The sequence below is a fragment of the Rhizobium sp. BK591 genome, from assembly GCF_014195045.1.
Lineage (GTDB): Bacteria > Pseudomonadota > Alphaproteobacteria > Rhizobiales > Rhizobiaceae > Rhizobium > Rhizobium anhuiense.
On record NZ_JACIAZ010000004.1, the window covers coordinates 589,137 to 605,771 of the forward strand.

General features: G+C 58.8%; 14 protein-coding genes. 4 read left to right on the forward strand and 10 right to left on the reverse strand.

The annotated features are described in order from the left end of the window. Positions 1 to 5: 5 nt before the first annotated feature. From FHX10_RS21065 to FHX10_RS21095, 7 genes are all read right to left on the reverse strand, one after another. Positions 6 to 293 (reverse strand): MSMEG_0570 family nitrogen starvation response protein, encoded by a 288-nt coding sequence (locus FHX10_RS21065; protein WP_028757314.1) that lies wholly within the window; start codon positions 291 to 293, stop codon positions 6 to 8. Beyond that, positions 286 to 1,455, reverse strand: coding sequence for an MSMEG_0565 family glycosyltransferase (locus FHX10_RS21070; RefSeq protein ID WP_028757315.1), 1,170 nt, complete (start codon positions 1,453 to 1,455; stop codon positions 286 to 288). Before FHX10_RS21070 ends, FHX10_RS21065 begins: the two co-directional genes overlap by 8 nt. Then, on the reverse strand, positions 1,452 to 2,426 hold the full coding sequence (locus tag FHX10_RS21075) for a sll0787 family AIR synthase-like protein (protein WP_168332661.1): 975 nt from the start codon (positions 2,424 to 2,426) through the stop codon (positions 1,452 to 1,454). The genes FHX10_RS21070 and FHX10_RS21075 overlap by 4 nt, the downstream gene beginning before the upstream one ends. A gap of 2 nt (positions 2,427 to 2,428) precedes the next feature. After that, entirely contained in the window at positions 2,429 to 2,971 is a 543-nt protein-coding gene (locus FHX10_RS21080; RefSeq protein WP_097544524.1) for an MSMEG_0567/Sll0786 family nitrogen starvation N-acetyltransferase, read from the reverse strand. Beyond that, positions 2,968 to 4,086, reverse strand: coding sequence for an MSMEG_0568 family radical SAM protein (locus tag FHX10_RS21085; RefSeq protein ID WP_097544525.1), 1,119 nt, complete (start codon positions 4,084 to 4,086; stop codon positions 2,968 to 2,970). Before FHX10_RS21085 ends, FHX10_RS21080 begins: the two co-directional genes overlap by 4 nt. Then, positions 4,013 to 5,059: a Nit6803 family nitrilase gene (locus tag FHX10_RS21090; RefSeq protein WP_184390132.1), complete on the reverse strand. Its 1,047-nt coding sequence runs from the start codon at positions 5,057 to 5,059 to the stop codon at positions 4,013 to 4,015. Before FHX10_RS21090 ends, FHX10_RS21085 begins: the two co-directional genes overlap by 74 nt. 75 nt (positions 5,060 to 5,134) lie before the next feature. Then, entirely contained in the window at positions 5,135 to 5,617 is a 483-nt protein-coding gene (locus FHX10_RS21095; protein WP_003521909.1) for an MSMEG_0572/Sll0783 family nitrogen starvation response protein, read from the reverse strand. A gap of 584 nt (positions 5,618 to 6,201) precedes the next feature. Here FHX10_RS21095 and FHX10_RS21100 point away from each other — a divergent pair. Both FHX10_RS21100 and FHX10_RS21105 read left to right on the forward strand, forming a co-directional pair. Next, positions 6,202 to 6,897 (forward strand): alpha/beta hydrolase, encoded by a 696-nt coding sequence (locus FHX10_RS21100; RefSeq protein ID WP_168332649.1) that lies wholly within the window; start codon positions 6,202 to 6,204, stop codon positions 6,895 to 6,897. 196 nt (positions 6,898 to 7,093) lie between these two features. Then, positions 7,094 to 7,744, forward strand: a complete 651-nt coding sequence (locus FHX10_RS21105) for an esterase/lipase family protein (protein WP_097544581.1) — start codon at positions 7,094 to 7,096, stop codon at positions 7,742 to 7,744. A 101-nt stretch (positions 7,745 to 7,845) separates the two neighbouring features. Here the strand turns inward: FHX10_RS21105 and FHX10_RS21110 are convergent, their stop codons facing one another. Next, a complete protein-coding gene (locus FHX10_RS21110; RefSeq protein WP_184390135.1) occupies positions 7,846 to 9,690 on the reverse strand; it encodes an acyltransferase family protein in 1,845 nt (614 codons plus the stop codon). A 596-nt stretch (positions 9,691 to 10,286) separates the two neighbouring features. On the opposite strand from FHX10_RS21110, the gene FHX10_RS21115 reads away from it, so the two are divergent. Beyond that, on the forward strand, positions 10,287 to 11,432 hold the full coding sequence (locus FHX10_RS21115) for a right-handed parallel beta-helix repeat-containing protein (protein WP_168332646.1): 1,146 nt from the start codon (positions 10,287 to 10,289) through the stop codon (positions 11,430 to 11,432). A gap of 50 nt (positions 11,433 to 11,482) precedes the next feature. On the opposite strand, the gene FHX10_RS21120 is transcribed toward FHX10_RS21115, so the two are convergent. Continuing rightward, positions 11,483 to 12,817 carry an O-antigen ligase family protein gene (locus tag FHX10_RS21120; protein WP_047613565.1) on the reverse strand — a complete coding sequence of 445 codons (1,335 nt, stop codon included), beginning with the start codon at positions 12,815 to 12,817 and terminating at the stop codon, positions 11,483 to 11,485. Positions 12,818 to 13,298: 481 nt separating this feature from the next. Between FHX10_RS21120 and FHX10_RS21125 the strand changes: the two genes are divergently transcribed. Then, the gene (locus FHX10_RS21125; RefSeq protein WP_028757623.1) at positions 13,299 to 14,102 is read left to right on the forward strand and encodes a Ku protein; all 804 of its coding nucleotides are present in this window, start codon (positions 13,299 to 13,301) and stop codon (positions 14,100 to 14,102) included. A gap of 22 nt (positions 14,103 to 14,124) precedes the next feature. Here FHX10_RS21125 and ligD read toward each other — a convergent pair whose 3' ends face one another. Then, positions 14,125 to 16,635: a DNA ligase D gene (ligD, locus tag FHX10_RS21130; RefSeq protein WP_184390137.1), complete on the reverse strand. Its 2,511-nt coding sequence runs from the start codon at positions 16,633 to 16,635 to the stop codon at positions 14,125 to 14,127.

The window sequence follows — 16,635 nt, forward strand, 5'->3', positions numbered from 1 at the left end:
TCCTTTCAAAGGATGAAGCTTTCGCAGCGGACTTCGGCCTCTGCGTCGGTGAGATAGGGAGTGGCGGCCTGTTCGATGCGCGACAGCTGGCCGAGCGCCAACGCGCAGGGATAGCCGTATTTCGCCTTGACCCTGTCGCTGGCGATGGTCAGTGCCGTGCGGCTGCGATCGAGAAAGTCGGCCAGCGGATAGTTTTGGCCTTCGGCGAAATAGTCCTTGATCACCAGGGAGGGCGAGTAACAGGTCTCCTTGCGGCCATCCGGCCAGGCAATGACGAACCGCATTTCAGGCATGGTCGGCCTCCAGCAGCGTGTGATAGCGGGCAAGATGGGCTGTTGCTGTTTGGTGCCAGCCATGGCGGGCGGCAACCTCGAGACCACGGGGGATGATCTGCTCGCGGATCGGTGCGACCAGCGCCAGCGCCATGCCTTCGGCAATGGAGACCGGATGATGCGGATCGCACCAGATCGCATCGCCGGGACCCAGATATTCGGTGAAGGGCGCAATCGAGGATGTCACGACCGGAATACCGCTGGCCATGGCTTCCAGAACGACGAGGCCGAAGCCCTCTTTGAGCGAGGGGAACACCAGCGCATCCGCCAACCGGTAGAGGCTCGGCATGTCGGCATCCGCGATCGCACCGGTGATATGCACAGCTGCTGCGTCCCGACCGAGGCAGGCGAGGTGAGAACGGAACTCCTCCTGATAGTCGCCATGGTCCAGGAGAGAGGCGCCGCCGGCAATGACAAGCTGGGCATCCGGCCGGATGGCGCGGACCTGACGAAAGGCTTCGAGAATGCCGAGGGTGTTCTTTCGCGCCTCGATGCCGCCGACACTGAGGAAGATCGGTCCGCTTCCGAGCTGCAGCCTGTCGCGCAGAGCGACCTGCTCGCCGTTCCAGGCAGGCGAGAAGCGGTTGGTATCGACGCCATTGCCGACTATTGTCGCCTCGATGCCGCGATCCTCTCTGAGCTTGTCTCGCCAGAGGCGGCTGACGGCGAAGAAGATATCGGCCACATCGATCGCGCGATCCTGCAGAGCCATCAGGCGCGGATCGGCGAACTGGTCGATGTGGTGGACGGTGCGGGCAAAACTCGGGATCAGGCCCTCCAGCTTGAGGGTCGCCAGCGCATTGCCGGAAATGCCGTCATGGGCGTGGAACAGGTCGAAGCCATTGGCTCCGGTTTTCCGGAAATAGCCGACATAATCGGCGATCCGCTGCTCGACCATTTCCGTCATGTTCGGGGATGCCGGCGCCGCGGCAATGCAGGCGGTGCCGCAGGAGGGCTGACGAAAAAAGCCCGCCCCCTTGGCATCGGGCGCATGCAGGACCACCTCATGACCAAGCGAGGTCAGCGCTTCCGAAAGCTGCATGGCATGAACCACGCCGCCACGCGGGTTGGTGGAATGGGTCAGCATCGCAATGCGCAAGGTTCGGTGCGACGGAAGGTTCATGCGGCGGCATCCTGTCGACCGAGCTGCAGCAGCGGTGTCTCGGCATGATTGCGCACCACTGCGCGGCTCTCGCCATCCACCAGTGCGACCTCGGCACCGGCCACGACCGCGCCGATGACCGCGGCGCTGATGCCGCGCGCGGTGAAGCGGGTGACGACATCGGCCACATGTTCCGGCGCGACGGCGAGCAGGTAGCCGAAGCTCGGAAAGGTGACGAGCCAGCGATCGAGGGCGACACCGGCCGGCAGAGGAATGGCGGCGACGTCGATATCGATGCCGACATGCGAACATTCGGCCAGCATGATGGCGGTGCCGATGATGCCGCCCTGGCTGATATCCTTGGCAGACAGCGCGAGCCCGGCCTCGGCGATCTCGGGCAGCAGCTCGAGGTCGCCGCGCAGGCGCGCCGGCGCGGCATCGGTGGCGGCCTCCCAGTTGTTGAAGGGTTCGCGGTAACGGCCGCGATGGTCGATCGCCGCAACCAGCACATCGCCCGGCCTTGCATCGAAGCTCGTCAGCAGTGTCTTGGCGCGACCGAGAATGGCGACCGACAACTGGCCGCGTTCGGTGCGCATATTGGTGTGGCCGCCGACGATCGGCACGCCAAAGGCGCTGGATGCCGCCCGCATGCCATCCAGAACGAGTGTCGCGCCAGCCTCGCCATCGGCCCAGACGGCATCAACCACGGCGATCGGCCGGCCGCCCATGGCAACGACGTCGGAGATATTGACCATGACGCCGCACCAGCCGGCAAACCAGGGGTCGGCGGCGACGAACTCGTTCATGAACCCTTCGATGGCAAAAAGCAGATGACCGTCGCCATCGGGCAGCGCGGCGCAATCGTCGCCGACGGCAATCTGCTGCCCCTGCAGGCCGAGCCTTGCGGCGATCGTGCCGATATCCTGCTTGGCGGCGATGCCGCCGCTCGTCGAGAGTTTGGCCGCCAGGGCCTTGATGTCGATCGCGACCATCTTCACGCCGCCTTTCTGGAAAGGGCGGTGAAGCCTGCCTCGGGTGTGACGCAAGGCGGATAATAGGCAAGGTCGGCCTTCATCCTCAGATGCGGCTTGCCATAGACCTCGAACTCCTCGATGACATCCCAGTGCAGCCTGCGAAACAGCAGGCCGTTCTGAACCTGCACATTGGCGAGGAACGTGTGGCATCCGATCGCATTGGCGGAGGACACGGCGAGCTTGATCAGCGTCGCCCCCAAGGCGCCGATCTTGCGAAAATCCGGATGGACCGCCAGTCTTGATCCCCACCAGATGCCGGGTTCGGCCTGATGGATGCGCACCGTTCCCACAAGTTGGTCGGCGGCAATGCCCAGCATGGAGAGAGCCACGATCGGGATGGCGTGATCGTCGATCGCGTCGCGGTCATCGCTTTCGAAGATCCGCTGTTCCTCGCAGAAGACGGCACGGCGCAGCGCATGCGCCTGGCTGCGCTCCCAGGCAGAGGTCGCGAATTTCACCTGGAATTCGCTCGAGCGATAGGGAGCAAAGGCTTCGAGCATCATTTGGTGAGCATCCTTTCATAGGTGGAAAGGGCAGAGCAGGCGCCGCATTTGCCGCAGCCGGCCTTGATGTCGACGGCCTTCAAGCCGCTGTCGACCAGCATCCTGGACAAGGGGCCGAGGATCGAGTGCATGAAGTCAGGCCTGGGCGCCGGGTGGCTTTCGAGCGGCGTGCCGGAAATCGGCACGAAGGGCACGACGAAGGGATAGACGCCAAGCGCAACCAGCTTTTCGCAGATATCCAGAATGGCCTCACGGCTGTCGCCGAGCCCCGCCAGGATATAGGTCGAGACCTGGCCGCGCCCGAAGACCTCCACCGCGGCCCTGAACGAGGCCATGTATTTGGCGATCGAGACCTGCGCCTTGCCCGGCATGATGCGGGCACGGACCTCCGGCGTCACGGCCTCCAGATGCATCCCGAGGGCATCGACGCCGGCCTCCTTCATGCGGGTGAACCAGATATCGTCCTCCGGCGGCTCGCATTGCGCCTGGATGGGAATATCGACGGCCGCCTTGATGGCGCGGGCGCTGTCGGCGAGGATCGCAGCGCCGCGGTCGTCGCCCTTCGGCGTGCCGGTGGTCATCACCATATGTTTGACGCCGTCCAGTTCGACGGCGGCCTTGGCGACTTCCGCGAGCTGCTCCGGCGTCTTGTGGGCGATGGTGCGGCCGGCTGCCAGCGATTGGCCGATGGCGCAGAACTGACAGGTCTTGCTGCGGCTCTGATAGCGGATGCAGGTCTGTAGCACGGTCGTGGCGAGCACGTCCTTGCCGTGCAGAACCGCGATCTGCGAATAGGGAATGCCGTCGGCGGTCGAGCGCTCGTAGAAGCGTGGGCGCAAGGGAAAGGAAACCTCACCCAGCACCCTGCCATCCCGGCTGATACGGCTGCGGCCCATATCATCCGGCTTTTCCACCAGATAGGGACTCTCGAATGCAGGTGCGGTGTGAACCGGCACCATCACCGTCATGCCGTCAATGGTCAGCGCCTTGTGGTCGGAAGGTCCGGCACCACCGCGGCGGCTTTCATGTCCGGCCTTGGGGTCAACGAGCCGGGCTCCGTAGGACTGCAATTCGTTGATCAGAATCTCGGTCGGCAGATGTGTCGTATTCTCCATCGGAAAGGGTCCTTGCTTCGGCTGTTGGGATGGCTGGCTGGGTGGTGGTGACCATCGGCGCCGTGGCGCGGCCATCCATGACAAGATGCAGCAGCTCGGGCCGGGCATAATGGCCGACCGAATCCATCATCCGCTTGCGCTTCACGATCAGGCTCATGTCGAGATCGGCGATCAGGATGCCTTCGCCTTCCGTCAGCGGCGGCACGACGTGTTTGCCTTCGGGCGAGATGATCGCAGTCATGCAGCCGCCGCGCAGGGCCTTCTGCAGGCCCGCGTCGGGAGCAATGGAAGCGATCTGCTCGTCGGTCAGCCAGCCCGTGGCATTGACCACGAAGCAGCCGCTTTCCAGCGCGTGGTGGCGGATGGTGACTTCCATCTGGTCGGCAAAAATCGGCCCGACCATCGAGCCCGGAAACTGGGCGATATGGATGTCCTCGTGCTGCGCCATCAGGGCGTAGCGGGCCAGAGGGTTGTAGTGCTCCCAGCAGGCCAGCGCGCCAAGGCGTCCGACGGCGCTGTCGACCACCTTCAGACCGGAGGCGTCGCCCTGGCCCCAGATCATCCGCTCGTGAAAAGTCGGGGTGATCTTGCGACGCTTGAGGAGGAGTGTGCCATCGGCATCAAACAGCAGCTGGGCATTATAGAGCGATCCGTGGTCGCGCTCGTTGACGCCAAGCGCTACGACGATGCCATGCTCGCGGGCGGCTGCCGAGACGGCATCGGTGGCGGCACTCGGCACCGTGACGGCTTCCTCGTAAAGTCGCACATGCTCCTTGCCGGAGAGAACGGGCGGCAGCACGAAAGAAAAATAGGGGTACCAGGGGACGAAGGTTTCGGGAAAGACGATCAGCTCGGCGCCTTTGGTCGCCGCTTCACGAATTGCATCCAGCACGCGGGCCAAGGTTTTCTCGCGCGAGGTCAGATCCGGCGCGATCTGCGCGGCGGCAACCCGGACGCTCGTTTTTTTCTCCATGACGAAATCCTCGATTGACGGGCGGGGAGGCGGAGCGCCAGGACTCCGCCCCCTATTCTTTGGGGCGGTTGCTGCTCAGAGCGTCCAGGTGTCGAGGATGAAGGCGCCGTCGCGGCGATGGATCAGAATCAAGTCGAGAACGTCGAGCGGACTGATCGGCGTGATGCCGGGGATCAATGCGCCTTCGCCATGGCCGTAAAGCGCCTGAAGGGCAAAACGGCACGCATAGACCTTGCCACCTTCTTCCATGAACTTGACGATTTGGTTGTTGAAATTCAGATGGCCGGGAAAGGCCTCCGCGCCGAGCGTCGGAAAACCGCGCTGGACGCCGAGCGTGACGCCCGGGCCGTAGAGAAGGACCGAGGTCTCGAACCCCTTCCGCTTCAGGCGCGTCGCCTGCAGCAAGTTGACGAATCCGATCGATCCTTCGAACGCCACGGTATGGAAGGTGACGAGGGCTTTTTCCCCTTCGCCGGCCTGTACGTCCTCAAAAACCTTCTCCTCGTAATTGACAAGAAAGTCGCCTTTTTGATTGGCGGGCTTGGTCACTGCGGGCATGGATGACTCCTTGGTTTGAAATCCGATCCCCATCCGGGGAGCATCCATCCAATTGCAAGCCACATGCCAGATTGATTATGCATAAATAGCAATCAAATTGACAAATAATACATTCAATTATGCTATCAATTTTGTAAGAGAAAGTTCCAGAGCTGATTTTATAGGCGATCGAGTGCAACAATCGAATGCACGAAAGCTCAAAACAGATGCATTCAATTGCGCGTCAATCAGCATGAGGAAGCATAATACTTGTGGCGTGAGCCCCGGCAACCCGCTTACGCCGGGGTTTTGGGATGGGTGCTCAGACCCGCACCCGCCTTCTGGTGCTGGCAGCGCCTGGTAATGGAAACGGCTCGCTTCCGAGGGAGGTTTGCGTCAAGATGCCTTATCGCATCAATCGGAACGGCCTAGCTATATTGAATGCAATCAATTAAAGCATTTGGATGTATGTATAGGGCCGCTCGTTGGTCAGCGGAATAAGCCGCCAACTCCGTCGACGGTGGAGGAAGGAGGCGAAAAAGATGCTCGGATTCCGTTGTCGCCGATCAGGCCGTGTCGCTCTTTCCACGAAATAGGAGAAAACTATGAGTAATAAACCTACGATCATTCTGGTGCATGGCTTTTGGGGTGGAGCCGCACATTGGGGCAAGGTCATACTCGAACTGGCGCGGAGGGGTTATCAATCCGTTCGCGCCGTCGAACTGCCGTTGACGTCGCTTGCTGAGGACGCTGAACGGACACGCAAGATGGTGGCCCAGCAGAAAGGACCGGTTCTGCTCGTCGGTCATTCCTACGGTGGCGCGGTCATCACCGAAGCGGGAGATCAACCGAATGTCGCGGGGCTTGTCTATATCGCCGCATTCGCTCCCGACGAAGGTGAAAGTCCAGGCGCTATCACGCAACGGCATCCGCCTGCGGCAATGGCCAATATCGAGCCGGACAGCGACAGCTACCTATGGCTCAAGGCCGACAAATTTCACGAAAGCTTCTGCCAGGATATATCCCTCGAAGATGCTTTCGTTTTGGCGGCCACCCAAAAAGCGCCGCTTGCAGGCACCTTTGGCGACGTCATCACCGCTCCAGCCTGGAGGAAGAAGCCGTCCTGGTATCAAATAGCAAGCGAAGACAGAATGATTGCTCCTGAAAACCAGGCAGCAATGTCGACTCGTCTCAATGCTCGGAAAGTCGTGACCTTGGAGGCAAGTGATGCCTTGCCGCATTCAAAGCCTCTGGAGGTCGCAGCCTTTATCGATGAGGCAGCGGTAGCCATCTCGAGGTAAGAACAAAGATGCTTGTGGGGGGCGTGAGAATAAGCGCCCCCCGCTCGATCATCTGCTTGATCGCTTCCGCCCTCCATGCTCCGGCGTGGAGAAGGCGCACGGCACGACGAAACTCTCCGGCATCGATCGACAAGCTTCACGCTTGCACGCTACAGGATAGGGCTTGATCGATAGCGGCGCGTTGAGCGGAGAGATGATGAACGACACAGTCATCCTTTTTCACGGCATTGCCCGGGCGAAGAAGAGCATGGAGAAGCTCGCCGGCTTCCTGTCCGGCCACGGTTATCGGGTTGTGAATGTCGGTTACCCCTCCACCAGGTTTTCGATCAGCGACCTCGTCGACATCGTTCGACCGGAGATCGACGGCGCTGCGACGGCGGCAGGAGACGGCCATCTCCATTTCGTCGGTTATTCGATGGGCGGGCTGATCATCCGGGCGTTTCTCACGCGTTATCGCCCAGCCAACCTCGGTAGAGTGGTCATGGTCGGAACGCCGAACAACGGCAGCCAGATCGCCGATTTCCTCAAGGGCTGGTCCTTATACAGGAAGGTCTATGGACCGGCAGGCCAGCAGCTGATTACCGATCAGACCGCAATGGCGAAGCTGTTCGGCACGGTCGATTACGAACTTGGCATCATCGCCGGCAATCGGACCATTGACCCGGTCTCTTCCCTTGTCATCGGCCTCAGGGTTCCGAATGATGGAAAGGTTTCGGTGGAGAGCACACGTCTCGACGGCGCCGTGGCGCATATCGTCATTCCCGCCAACCACACTTTCCTACCCGTCAACAGGACGATGTGGCGCCAAACCCTGTCGTTTCTGAAAGATGGGCGTTTTACAATCTGAATGTCCGAATATTCAAACATCCGCACATGCCCTCGCCTTAATCCCTGCTGCACCGCTATCGAAGGATAAGTTCAACAAAAAGCGCGATGATGGGCATGCGCTTATCGCTGAACGACGAGGGCCTGCTTAACTCTTGAAATCAGAATGCGGGAGCCGTCGGCGGTGAAGTGCCCATAGTCGAATTGGACTGGGTCTCCGCTTTTTGTCCACACCACACAATCTGGGTTGCACATCGTCTTATAGGTAGAGATGTATGTTGCCCCGCTTCCGGCCAACGCGTCTTGAATGTCCAGACCGATGTGTTGTCGAGGCACCAGATGATCGGCGGCTTTAAATGGTTGCTTGTCGTAGAGACTGTGTGCGAGCAACCGCGGCAGGGATGATTTATACTCTGCCACTGGTCCGAAGACGACGATCTTTTTGGCAAACGGTGATAGGTAATCCACCGTCTTCCTGATGAGTTTCGCGTCGTCTTTTGTCCAGCGTCCAGCCAATACGAGAACATCGACTTTATGGCTCGGCAAGAAATCCTTGAACATGTAGTTCATGAGTTCGATGCAGCGTTCTTCGCCTTCGGCGTCGAGAGTGGGGCGACATCCTGATGCGTTCGCTTGAATGACATTGGCCCCCGAAAGCGCCCTTAGTCCGGGATATAGATGAGCGGCGTGACTATCACCGACAAGCGCTATGTTTTGCTGATTGTCTGATAGAGCCAGGCAGGCATCACGATCATATTTTTCGATGCCGTCGTTTGACGTGAGGAAGCATTGTCCACTGCGAAAGGCCTTCGAAGGGTCGTAGTCAGCAAATTCCGCCACCCGTTCAACGGCCGTGTTGTCCTCTTTCATTTGATCGGCCGCGAGTTGCCCGACAAATGCCAGCATTGCTACCGATGCGATTGAAGCAGCCCCGGCGGCCACGGACACGGCAGGTCGATATCTCATTGTTCGGAACGGCGTTTCGACAAATCGCCACGAAACATATGCGACGACGAGACTCAAAGCGATCGGCACCAATTGCCAGCCATGCTCCCATGCCCCGTACTGGTTCGAAAACACCCAAATCGGCCAATGCCACAGATAGAGGGAGTATGAGATCAAGCCTATGGCAGTGGCGACCCTCAATGAGAGTAGCTTGCTGACAAGTGTGCCTGGGCCGATCCAGATGATCAGCGCCGTGCCTGCGGTCGCGGGCAACGCCGTCAATCCGGGAAACTCGGACGTCTTCGACAGCAGCAATGCGCTGAGGCAGATGAGCAAAGCACCGATTGCCGAAAGCACATCGTTGATCCGCGCATCAGCGAATTTCGGCAGTGCCGGTCCTGCGATGAGAGCGCCGACGAGCAGTTCCCAGGCGCGATACTGTACAAGATAAAAGGCTGCGGAGCGGTTGATTGGAACAGTGATAATGGAAGCAATGATACTGACCGCAAAAAGCCCGGCTATGGCCATCCCGGTTGCCCTGCGCCCATATCGGCTTGCCAGCATGACGATCAGGGGAAAAAAGACGTAGAACTGCTCTTCGACCGACAACGACCATGTGTGCAGGACTGGATTGAATTCCGAGGAATCATCGAAATATCCAGTTGTAAAATAGAAATAAGCATTTGAGGCAAAAAGCGCTGAGGAAGTGACGGACTTAAAGACCCGCAAGCTTTCGTCGGGCAGCATCGTAAAATAAGAAGCCGCCATCACAACGGCATACATGACCACGACAGCGGGAAGAATTCGTTTTGCGCGGCGACTATAAAAGTTGCCAATCGAGAATCGGCCATCCCCAACGTCAGCAAGAATGATTTTGGTAATCAGGTAGCCCGAGATCACGAAAAAAATGTCCACCCCGATAAATCCACCGGGGAGAATGCGGTCAAATCCACAGTGATAAAGAATCACAAAAATTACGGCTACGGCACGCAGGCCGTCGATATCTTGACGATGCGTAATCATTTGGGCCTCGATATTTGGCCTCCCAGGATTTCGTACCGTGAGACCGGTCAATATGCAACCAGCATCAGGGTGAAATGAAAACTACTCGCCTTAGACGGGCTTCTGTCCACAGCGAGAGACGACCTGAAGAGCAGCGGAGGGGCCGCAAGGTTCATCGGGTGTTTTAGGGTTATTGCTTATTTTACCATTCGTCCGATGAAGCCGGCGAGAACGAGAGCGATGTCCATCCGCTTCTCATTTCGACGGCGATTCAACTAAAGGGCACATTTTACAGCTGCCTTTCAACGGTTCCACAACTCAGGCCATAAGACTGACGGGCGATTTAACATTGACTGCTGGAACGCAGCGCGGCATTGCCAGGATGGCTTGCAGGCCAAATTGGGCGAACGTGTGACCAACAGAGTGCCGGACGGCGATCCCAGCGCAGAGCACGCAACTGGCCAGACACAGTTTCAGCCCATGTGGCCGGGACGTCAGGGGTCAATTTACATGGATTTCTCAGCGGTCGTTCAGGTCAAGATAATTTCCAGATATTCAAACATCCGCCACACGACCCCTCATTATTACGAGCTGTAACCGTATCGAATGGAGATCCGATGCCCGCCATCTTGCGAAAGAAAATTCACGGTGCATCCACACGGGGACAGGTCATCGACGGCGCTCCGGACATCGGCGTCGCCTATCAGGTGTTTTCCGATACGGTGGTCGAAGACGTTGTCGTCAAGAATTCTCCCCGCGGCTTCAAATTTCACAATGGCAGGAATCTCGTCATACGGCGCTGTGAGACCGAGAATGTGAAGGGCGACGGGATTTACCTTACAATGACGTCGGACGTGTTGCTGGAGAACAACCGCGTCGGCCCGGCGCCCGGCCAGGGAGCGGATTGCTGCCAATTCGCCTACGAAAACGACGACCGCAATGTGAGCTCCAATGTGGTGGTTCGGGGCAACCTTTTTCTTCAGTCGCCGACCAGCACATCCAACAAGGGGGCGCTGGTTTGCGGCAGAACGCGACAATACCATGTTGAATACAATTTCATCGGGGGGAAGAATTTCTCCTTTTCATCGATCGGTGACGATGCCGTCGTGCGCAGTAACGTCATGCGTGACGGTAAGATGAATGATTATTCCTTCGGGTATGGGGTTGGCGATCAAGTCGACCATGCTGGCCACCATGTTTATGACAACAGGATCGAGAACAGCAATCGTGGCGTGAGTTTGAGCGGTTACTCGGACCAGAGCCTGGCATTTCGCAAAGACATGAATATCCACGATAACGTGATCAGCGAATGTGAGATCGGGTTTTTCGCCAATCGGCCGTGGTCTGGAAGTTTTCGACGCAACATATTCTTGCGGTGCAAGCAGGACATCTTTCTGAAAGGAAACGGCAAAGCGACTGCAGGGGAAGTCGAAGGCAACTATCTCAACGACGGCAGCTTTCTGAACGTCACGCCGCCGCCGCTTCGCGTCAAGCCGGACGGAAAGGCTTCCGTTTCCTCCGGCGAATGGACATCCGAGCCCGACGAAATCCGCATCCAGTGGCGGGACAAGGGGATCGATATATCAGGCGCCAACCGGCCCTCCATTGCGATCGAGCCTGGCATGGAATTGTCATGCGTCTTGCTGGCCCGCAAGGGGCAGAATTGGATGTTGGCGATTGCCGAGACGGCCTATGACGATTTCACGCCGCGTGCATGGCAAGAAAACATGCTGCCTTGGCAGAAGCGCTATCTCTCGCTTTAATCGCCACACGGAGACCAGGCGGAGCGGAGCCCCCGTGAAGCCTCCGTGTCTCAAGCCTCACGCGGTCTCCGGTTTGCCAACAGCCTCGGACGCAGCTCGGAGAGTGCAATCACAGTGTGTGGCCAGAGAATAAAAGGTGCGAGCATCATCCCTGCCTCTGTCATGGATCCAAGCATGATCAGGATGATAATCACGATCTCCTTCCGTCTGGCGCCCGATCGCTCTTGATCGGCTTCGACGATTGTCATCTTTCGGAACAGACGAGTCACCAAAAACAAGACCCATGCGCCTATACCGGGAATGCCGATATTGAGGGCAAGTTCGAGATAGGTGTTGTGCGTCGACCGCGCGTCGAACGTCACCTTGACGTATTCCTCCATGACATCAGGCTGACGGAACATCGCAAAGCCATAGCCGGTTAAAGGCCTATCCCATATCAGCGGAAACAGCTGTTCCCAGATGTTGGTGCGCCCCGAGAAAGTAAGGTCTTTGCCGAAAGCTTCAGCAACGGCAGAGGCCACACCCAAATAAATGAAACTGGCGGCAAAACCCACCAGAAGAAACAGCAGGGCGACGACAAATGAGCGAAAAAGGCGATTTGGATAGACGTGGATAATCCGGATCGCATACAGCATGACACTGCCGAACATCGTCAATACAACCGCGGTCGACGACTTTGTCGCTACAATCAAAGCGAGGAGGCAAAGCATCGCAGCCCACCGTACAAGCGTGCTGTAACGAAGTCGGCCTAGCTTCTGCGTTGACAACAGACACACAAAGCTGACCGAGCAAAATTGTCCCAACGTATTCTTGTGGTAAAACGCCCCCTTTACCATGCCGGCATAGCTGCCACGCATGATGGCAAATTGCGGGAAAGCGGCAGTATAGAGAACATTGATAAATGCGGCCGCGATCGCAAAACGCCCCAGGATGCGAAACGCTTCCACGTTGCCATACCGCGCGCGATAAAGCAGCGGCGGGAGCGCAAGAACAATGACGGCGGCCAATCCCTTTAAAGACGCCCCTCTGTCAATCGAGAACACGATTGATGTCAGACAGGAAATGGCAACGACCCCGATGAGGGGCGAAATTCTTGAAAAGGTCCGTATGAATTGCCGTTGTTCCAACAGAAAATACAAACCGGACAACGGGATAAGGCTGTAAAGCATCAGCTTCATCGGAAGCGGGTCTACCGACGCGCCGTCATCGAAATTTGCCGGCAGTCCGTACCACATGCCGGTCGCCCGCCAAAGTGCGGCGTAAAATGCGACAGTAAGCACCAGCTTCGCCAGCACGTCCCGTCTGACGCGCCATCTGGAAGCAGTCCGCCGACGGTGGCTGCCTTGATAATAGTCTCGTGCTATAGACGCGTCTTGTATCGCCATTAAGAGCTCTTCTATCTCATATTCGGGGATGTTCCTATTCGAAATAGGACTGAGCCAAAATTACAATTTACCTCTGCTGGACTCTGTATGCGACATTGAAATCATCGACACTGGTTTCTGTCTACGACCCATCACAAATCGATAGATTTCGATCGGTTGACCACTCCCACAATCCAAAACAGCCGACACGTCGCTCTTCCTGCAGTATATGGTTGGCGCGAAATTCATGAGCCAGACCAACGAGTTATTGCTGCAGTTCCTGCTTTAACCCGCCATGTGGCGCCACTTTAAGCCATATCATTCCTCGAATCCAGTTTGCTAAACCTTCCAATATGTCGCGCTCAACTGGTTCGAGCCACCCGCTGCCGCGCGCCGGGACGCTGGCTGTCGTCGTCAATCGAAACCTCATCAGCTCCCGGAACCAAAGACCGAACAGGCCGTTGATAACGATGCCCAACCATGTCCGGGAGGCAGGACAGACATGGCACGTCAGACATTCTGGAAAGGCTATCTCAAGCTCTCGCTCGTCACCGCCGCCGTCTCGCTGACGCCGGCCACGACCGAAAGCAACAAGGTTCGTTTCCATGTCCTCAATCGCCAGACGAAGAACCGCGTCGAAAGCCGTTATGTCGACAGCGTCACTCACAAACCTGTGGCCGAGCGGGACCAGGTGAAGGGTTATCCGCGCGGCGAGGACGATTATGTTCTGCTCGAAGACGAGGAAATCGAGGAGGTCGGGCTCGAAAGCACCCGCACCATCGACATCGACAGTTTCGTGCCGCGCGGCTCGATCGACTGGATCTGGTACGACAAGCCGCATTTTCTGGCGCCCGAGGACAAGGTCGGGGTGGAAGCCTTCTGCGTCATCCGCGAGGCGATGAAGGCGAATGATGTCGTCGGCATCGCCCGTCTGGTTCTCTATCGTCGCGAGCGTGCCGTGCTCTTGGAGCCGCAAGGCAAAGGCATCGTTCTCTGGACCCTGCGTTATGGCGACGAGGTGCGTGATCCCATAGCCGAACTCGATAGCAACACCGAGATCGACAGCAAGCTGCTGACGCTGATGAAGCAACTGGTGAAGGAAGAGACCAAGGATTGGAGCCCCACGATGGTGCAGGATCCGATTCAGAAACGCCTGAAGGCGATGATCCGCGGCAAGCAGAAGAGCCTGAAGAAGACCGCGCCCGCGAAAAAGCCTGCCCCGGTGAAATCGACCGGCAACGTCATCAACATCATGGATGCGTTGAAAAAGAGCCTGGCTGCTGAGAGCGGGCGCAAACCGCATTAGGCGAAAGGGTATTGCCGATCCGCTATCGCTTCTTCTTTTCCAGCGGTTTCGCTGCCGCGAAAAACCCGTCCCAAGGATCTCTCGGCAAGGCGTCCAGCCGCGTCGGCGTGTTGTCCACCGTGAAATAGGCCGGCCCGATGTCGGCGGTGAGCTCATCCCATTCCAGTGGCATCGACACCGCAGCCCCCGGCCTTGCCCGCGTCGAATAGGGTGCGACCGCCGTATTGCCGCGGCCGTTGCGGAGATAGTCGATGAAGATCCTTCCCTGGCGCTTGGCTTTGGTCGCCGTCGCGAGATAGCGCTGGGGATCATCGGCCGACATGCTGTCGGCAAGCCATTTGGCAAAGCCCTTCACCTCCAGCCAGCCGGCCTTCGGTGCAAGCGGCGTCACCACATGCAGTCCCTTGCCGCCTGTGGTCTTGACGAAAGCGGCGAGACCCTCGGCCTCCAGCCGTTCCTTCAATTCGTAAGCCGCGGCGATCACATTCTCCCACGCCACCTCCTCGCCGGGGTCGAGGTCCATGGTGATCATGTCGGGCTTTTCCCAATTGTCGGTCGTCGCACCCCAGGGGTGGATTTCCAGCACGGCCGATTGCACCAGCGCCACGACGCCATCGAAATCGGTAATGCGCAGCAGCTTCTCGCCCTGCTTGTCCTTCGGATCGGTTATCTCGCCGATATGCGGGTTCATGCCCTTCCAGGCATGTTTCTGGAAGAACCGTTGCCGGCCCTCGATCCCGTCGGGCAGACGCAGCAGCGCCAGGGGCCGGTTGACGACATAGGGCGCCATGAAGCGCCACACCTGGGCGTAGTAATTCGCCAGGCCCTCCTTGGCAACGCCCTCGTCCGGCCAGTAGATGCGGTCGGGATGGGTGAGCGCCACCGCCGATTTCGGCAAAGCGCGGGCTGTGGTCTTTTCCGTTTCGCGCGTCACGTCCTTTGCCGGCTTGTCCTCGCGCAGGCCGCGGAAGGCGGCATGGCGCAGATTGCCGTCGGCCGACCAGGCGCGGAATTCCACTTCGCCGACCAGTTGCGGTTTCACATAGATCAGCCCGCGCCGTTCCTCCGATGTCAGTTTGTCGTCGAAGGAATTCTCGCTCTGCGTCAGCCGCGACAGCTTCTCATGGAGCATCTGCGCCGTTGCCACCGTATAGCCGGTGCCGACACGGCCGACATGTCTGAGTTCGCCGTTTTGGTAATACCCCATCGCCAGCGAGCCGATCGCATTCTTCATCGATGTCGACGGAACGTAGCCGCCGATGACGAATTCCTGCCGATGCGAGCATTTCGACTTGATCCACTCGCCCTTCCGTCCCGACGTATATTTGCTGTCGCGCAGCTTGGAGATCACGCCTTCGAGGCTGAGCCGGCAGGCATGGTCGAGCACCAGTCCGCCGCTTTCGTTGAAATGCGCGCTGTAGCGCAGCTTGTCGTCGTCGCCGGGTATCAGGGTTTCGAGCAGATGTTTGCGATCGAGGAGCGTCGCGTTGAGCAGGCTGTGGCCGTCGAGGTACAGAAGATCGAAGGCATAGAAGACGAAGCGATCATCGCGGCCTTGGCTCAAATCCTGCTGCAGCGCCGAGAAATCCGAGGCGCCGGTATCGCGCTCGACGACGATCTCGCCGTCGATCACCGCCGATCGCACCGGCAGGGCGGCGAAGGCATCGAGCACGTCCTTGCCGAATTTTGGTGTCCAGTCGAGCCCGCTGCGGGTCAGCATCCTGACCTCGCCGTCCCGGATCCTGACCTGCAGGCGATAGCCGTCGAACTTGATCTCATGGATCCAGCGATCGTCCGCCGGCGGCTTCGGCTTCAGCTTGGCAAGGGCCGGTTCGATGAAATCCGGCATCGCGGTCTTGCGCGCGCCCTTCGGCCAGTCGCGTTCCCGGGGTGCGGCGGCTTTTGCCTTCGGAGCCGGTCTTTTGACGGCAATCCCTTTGCCGTTCTTCGCTTTGGAATTCCAGGTCGCTTCGGGATTATCCGCCACCTCTTCGAGCTGCCGGCCCGTTTTGGCTGATTCCGGCCGTTCGTCGAGGATGTCGCCGTCATGGCGCGCCTCGGCGTCGTCGCCCTTGATCAAGAGCCAGTTCTCACGCTTTTCACCTGGCCGGCCGTGCATGCGCACGAGATGCCAGCGGCCTTTCAGCTTCTCGCCGTCGAGTTCGAATTCCATATGGCCTTTGCGGTAGGCCTTGTGCGCATCGCCATGCGGCGTCCAGGTGCCGCGATCCCAGACGATGACGGTGCCGCCGCCATATTGCCCCTTCGGGATAATGCCCTCGAAATCGCCATAGGAGAGCGGGTGATCTTCGACATGCACGGCGAGCCGCTTATCCTCCGGGTTGAGGCTTGGTCCTTTCGTCACCGCCCAGCTCTTCAGCACCCCATCCATCTCCAGCCGGAAATCATAGTGCAGCCGGGTCGCATCGTGCTTCTGAATGACGAAGCTGTTGCCGCTGCTGCGGCCCTTTTTTCCGCGTGGCTCGGGGGTGAGCTTGAAATTGCGTTTCGCCTGATAGGTTTCGAGAGCCAT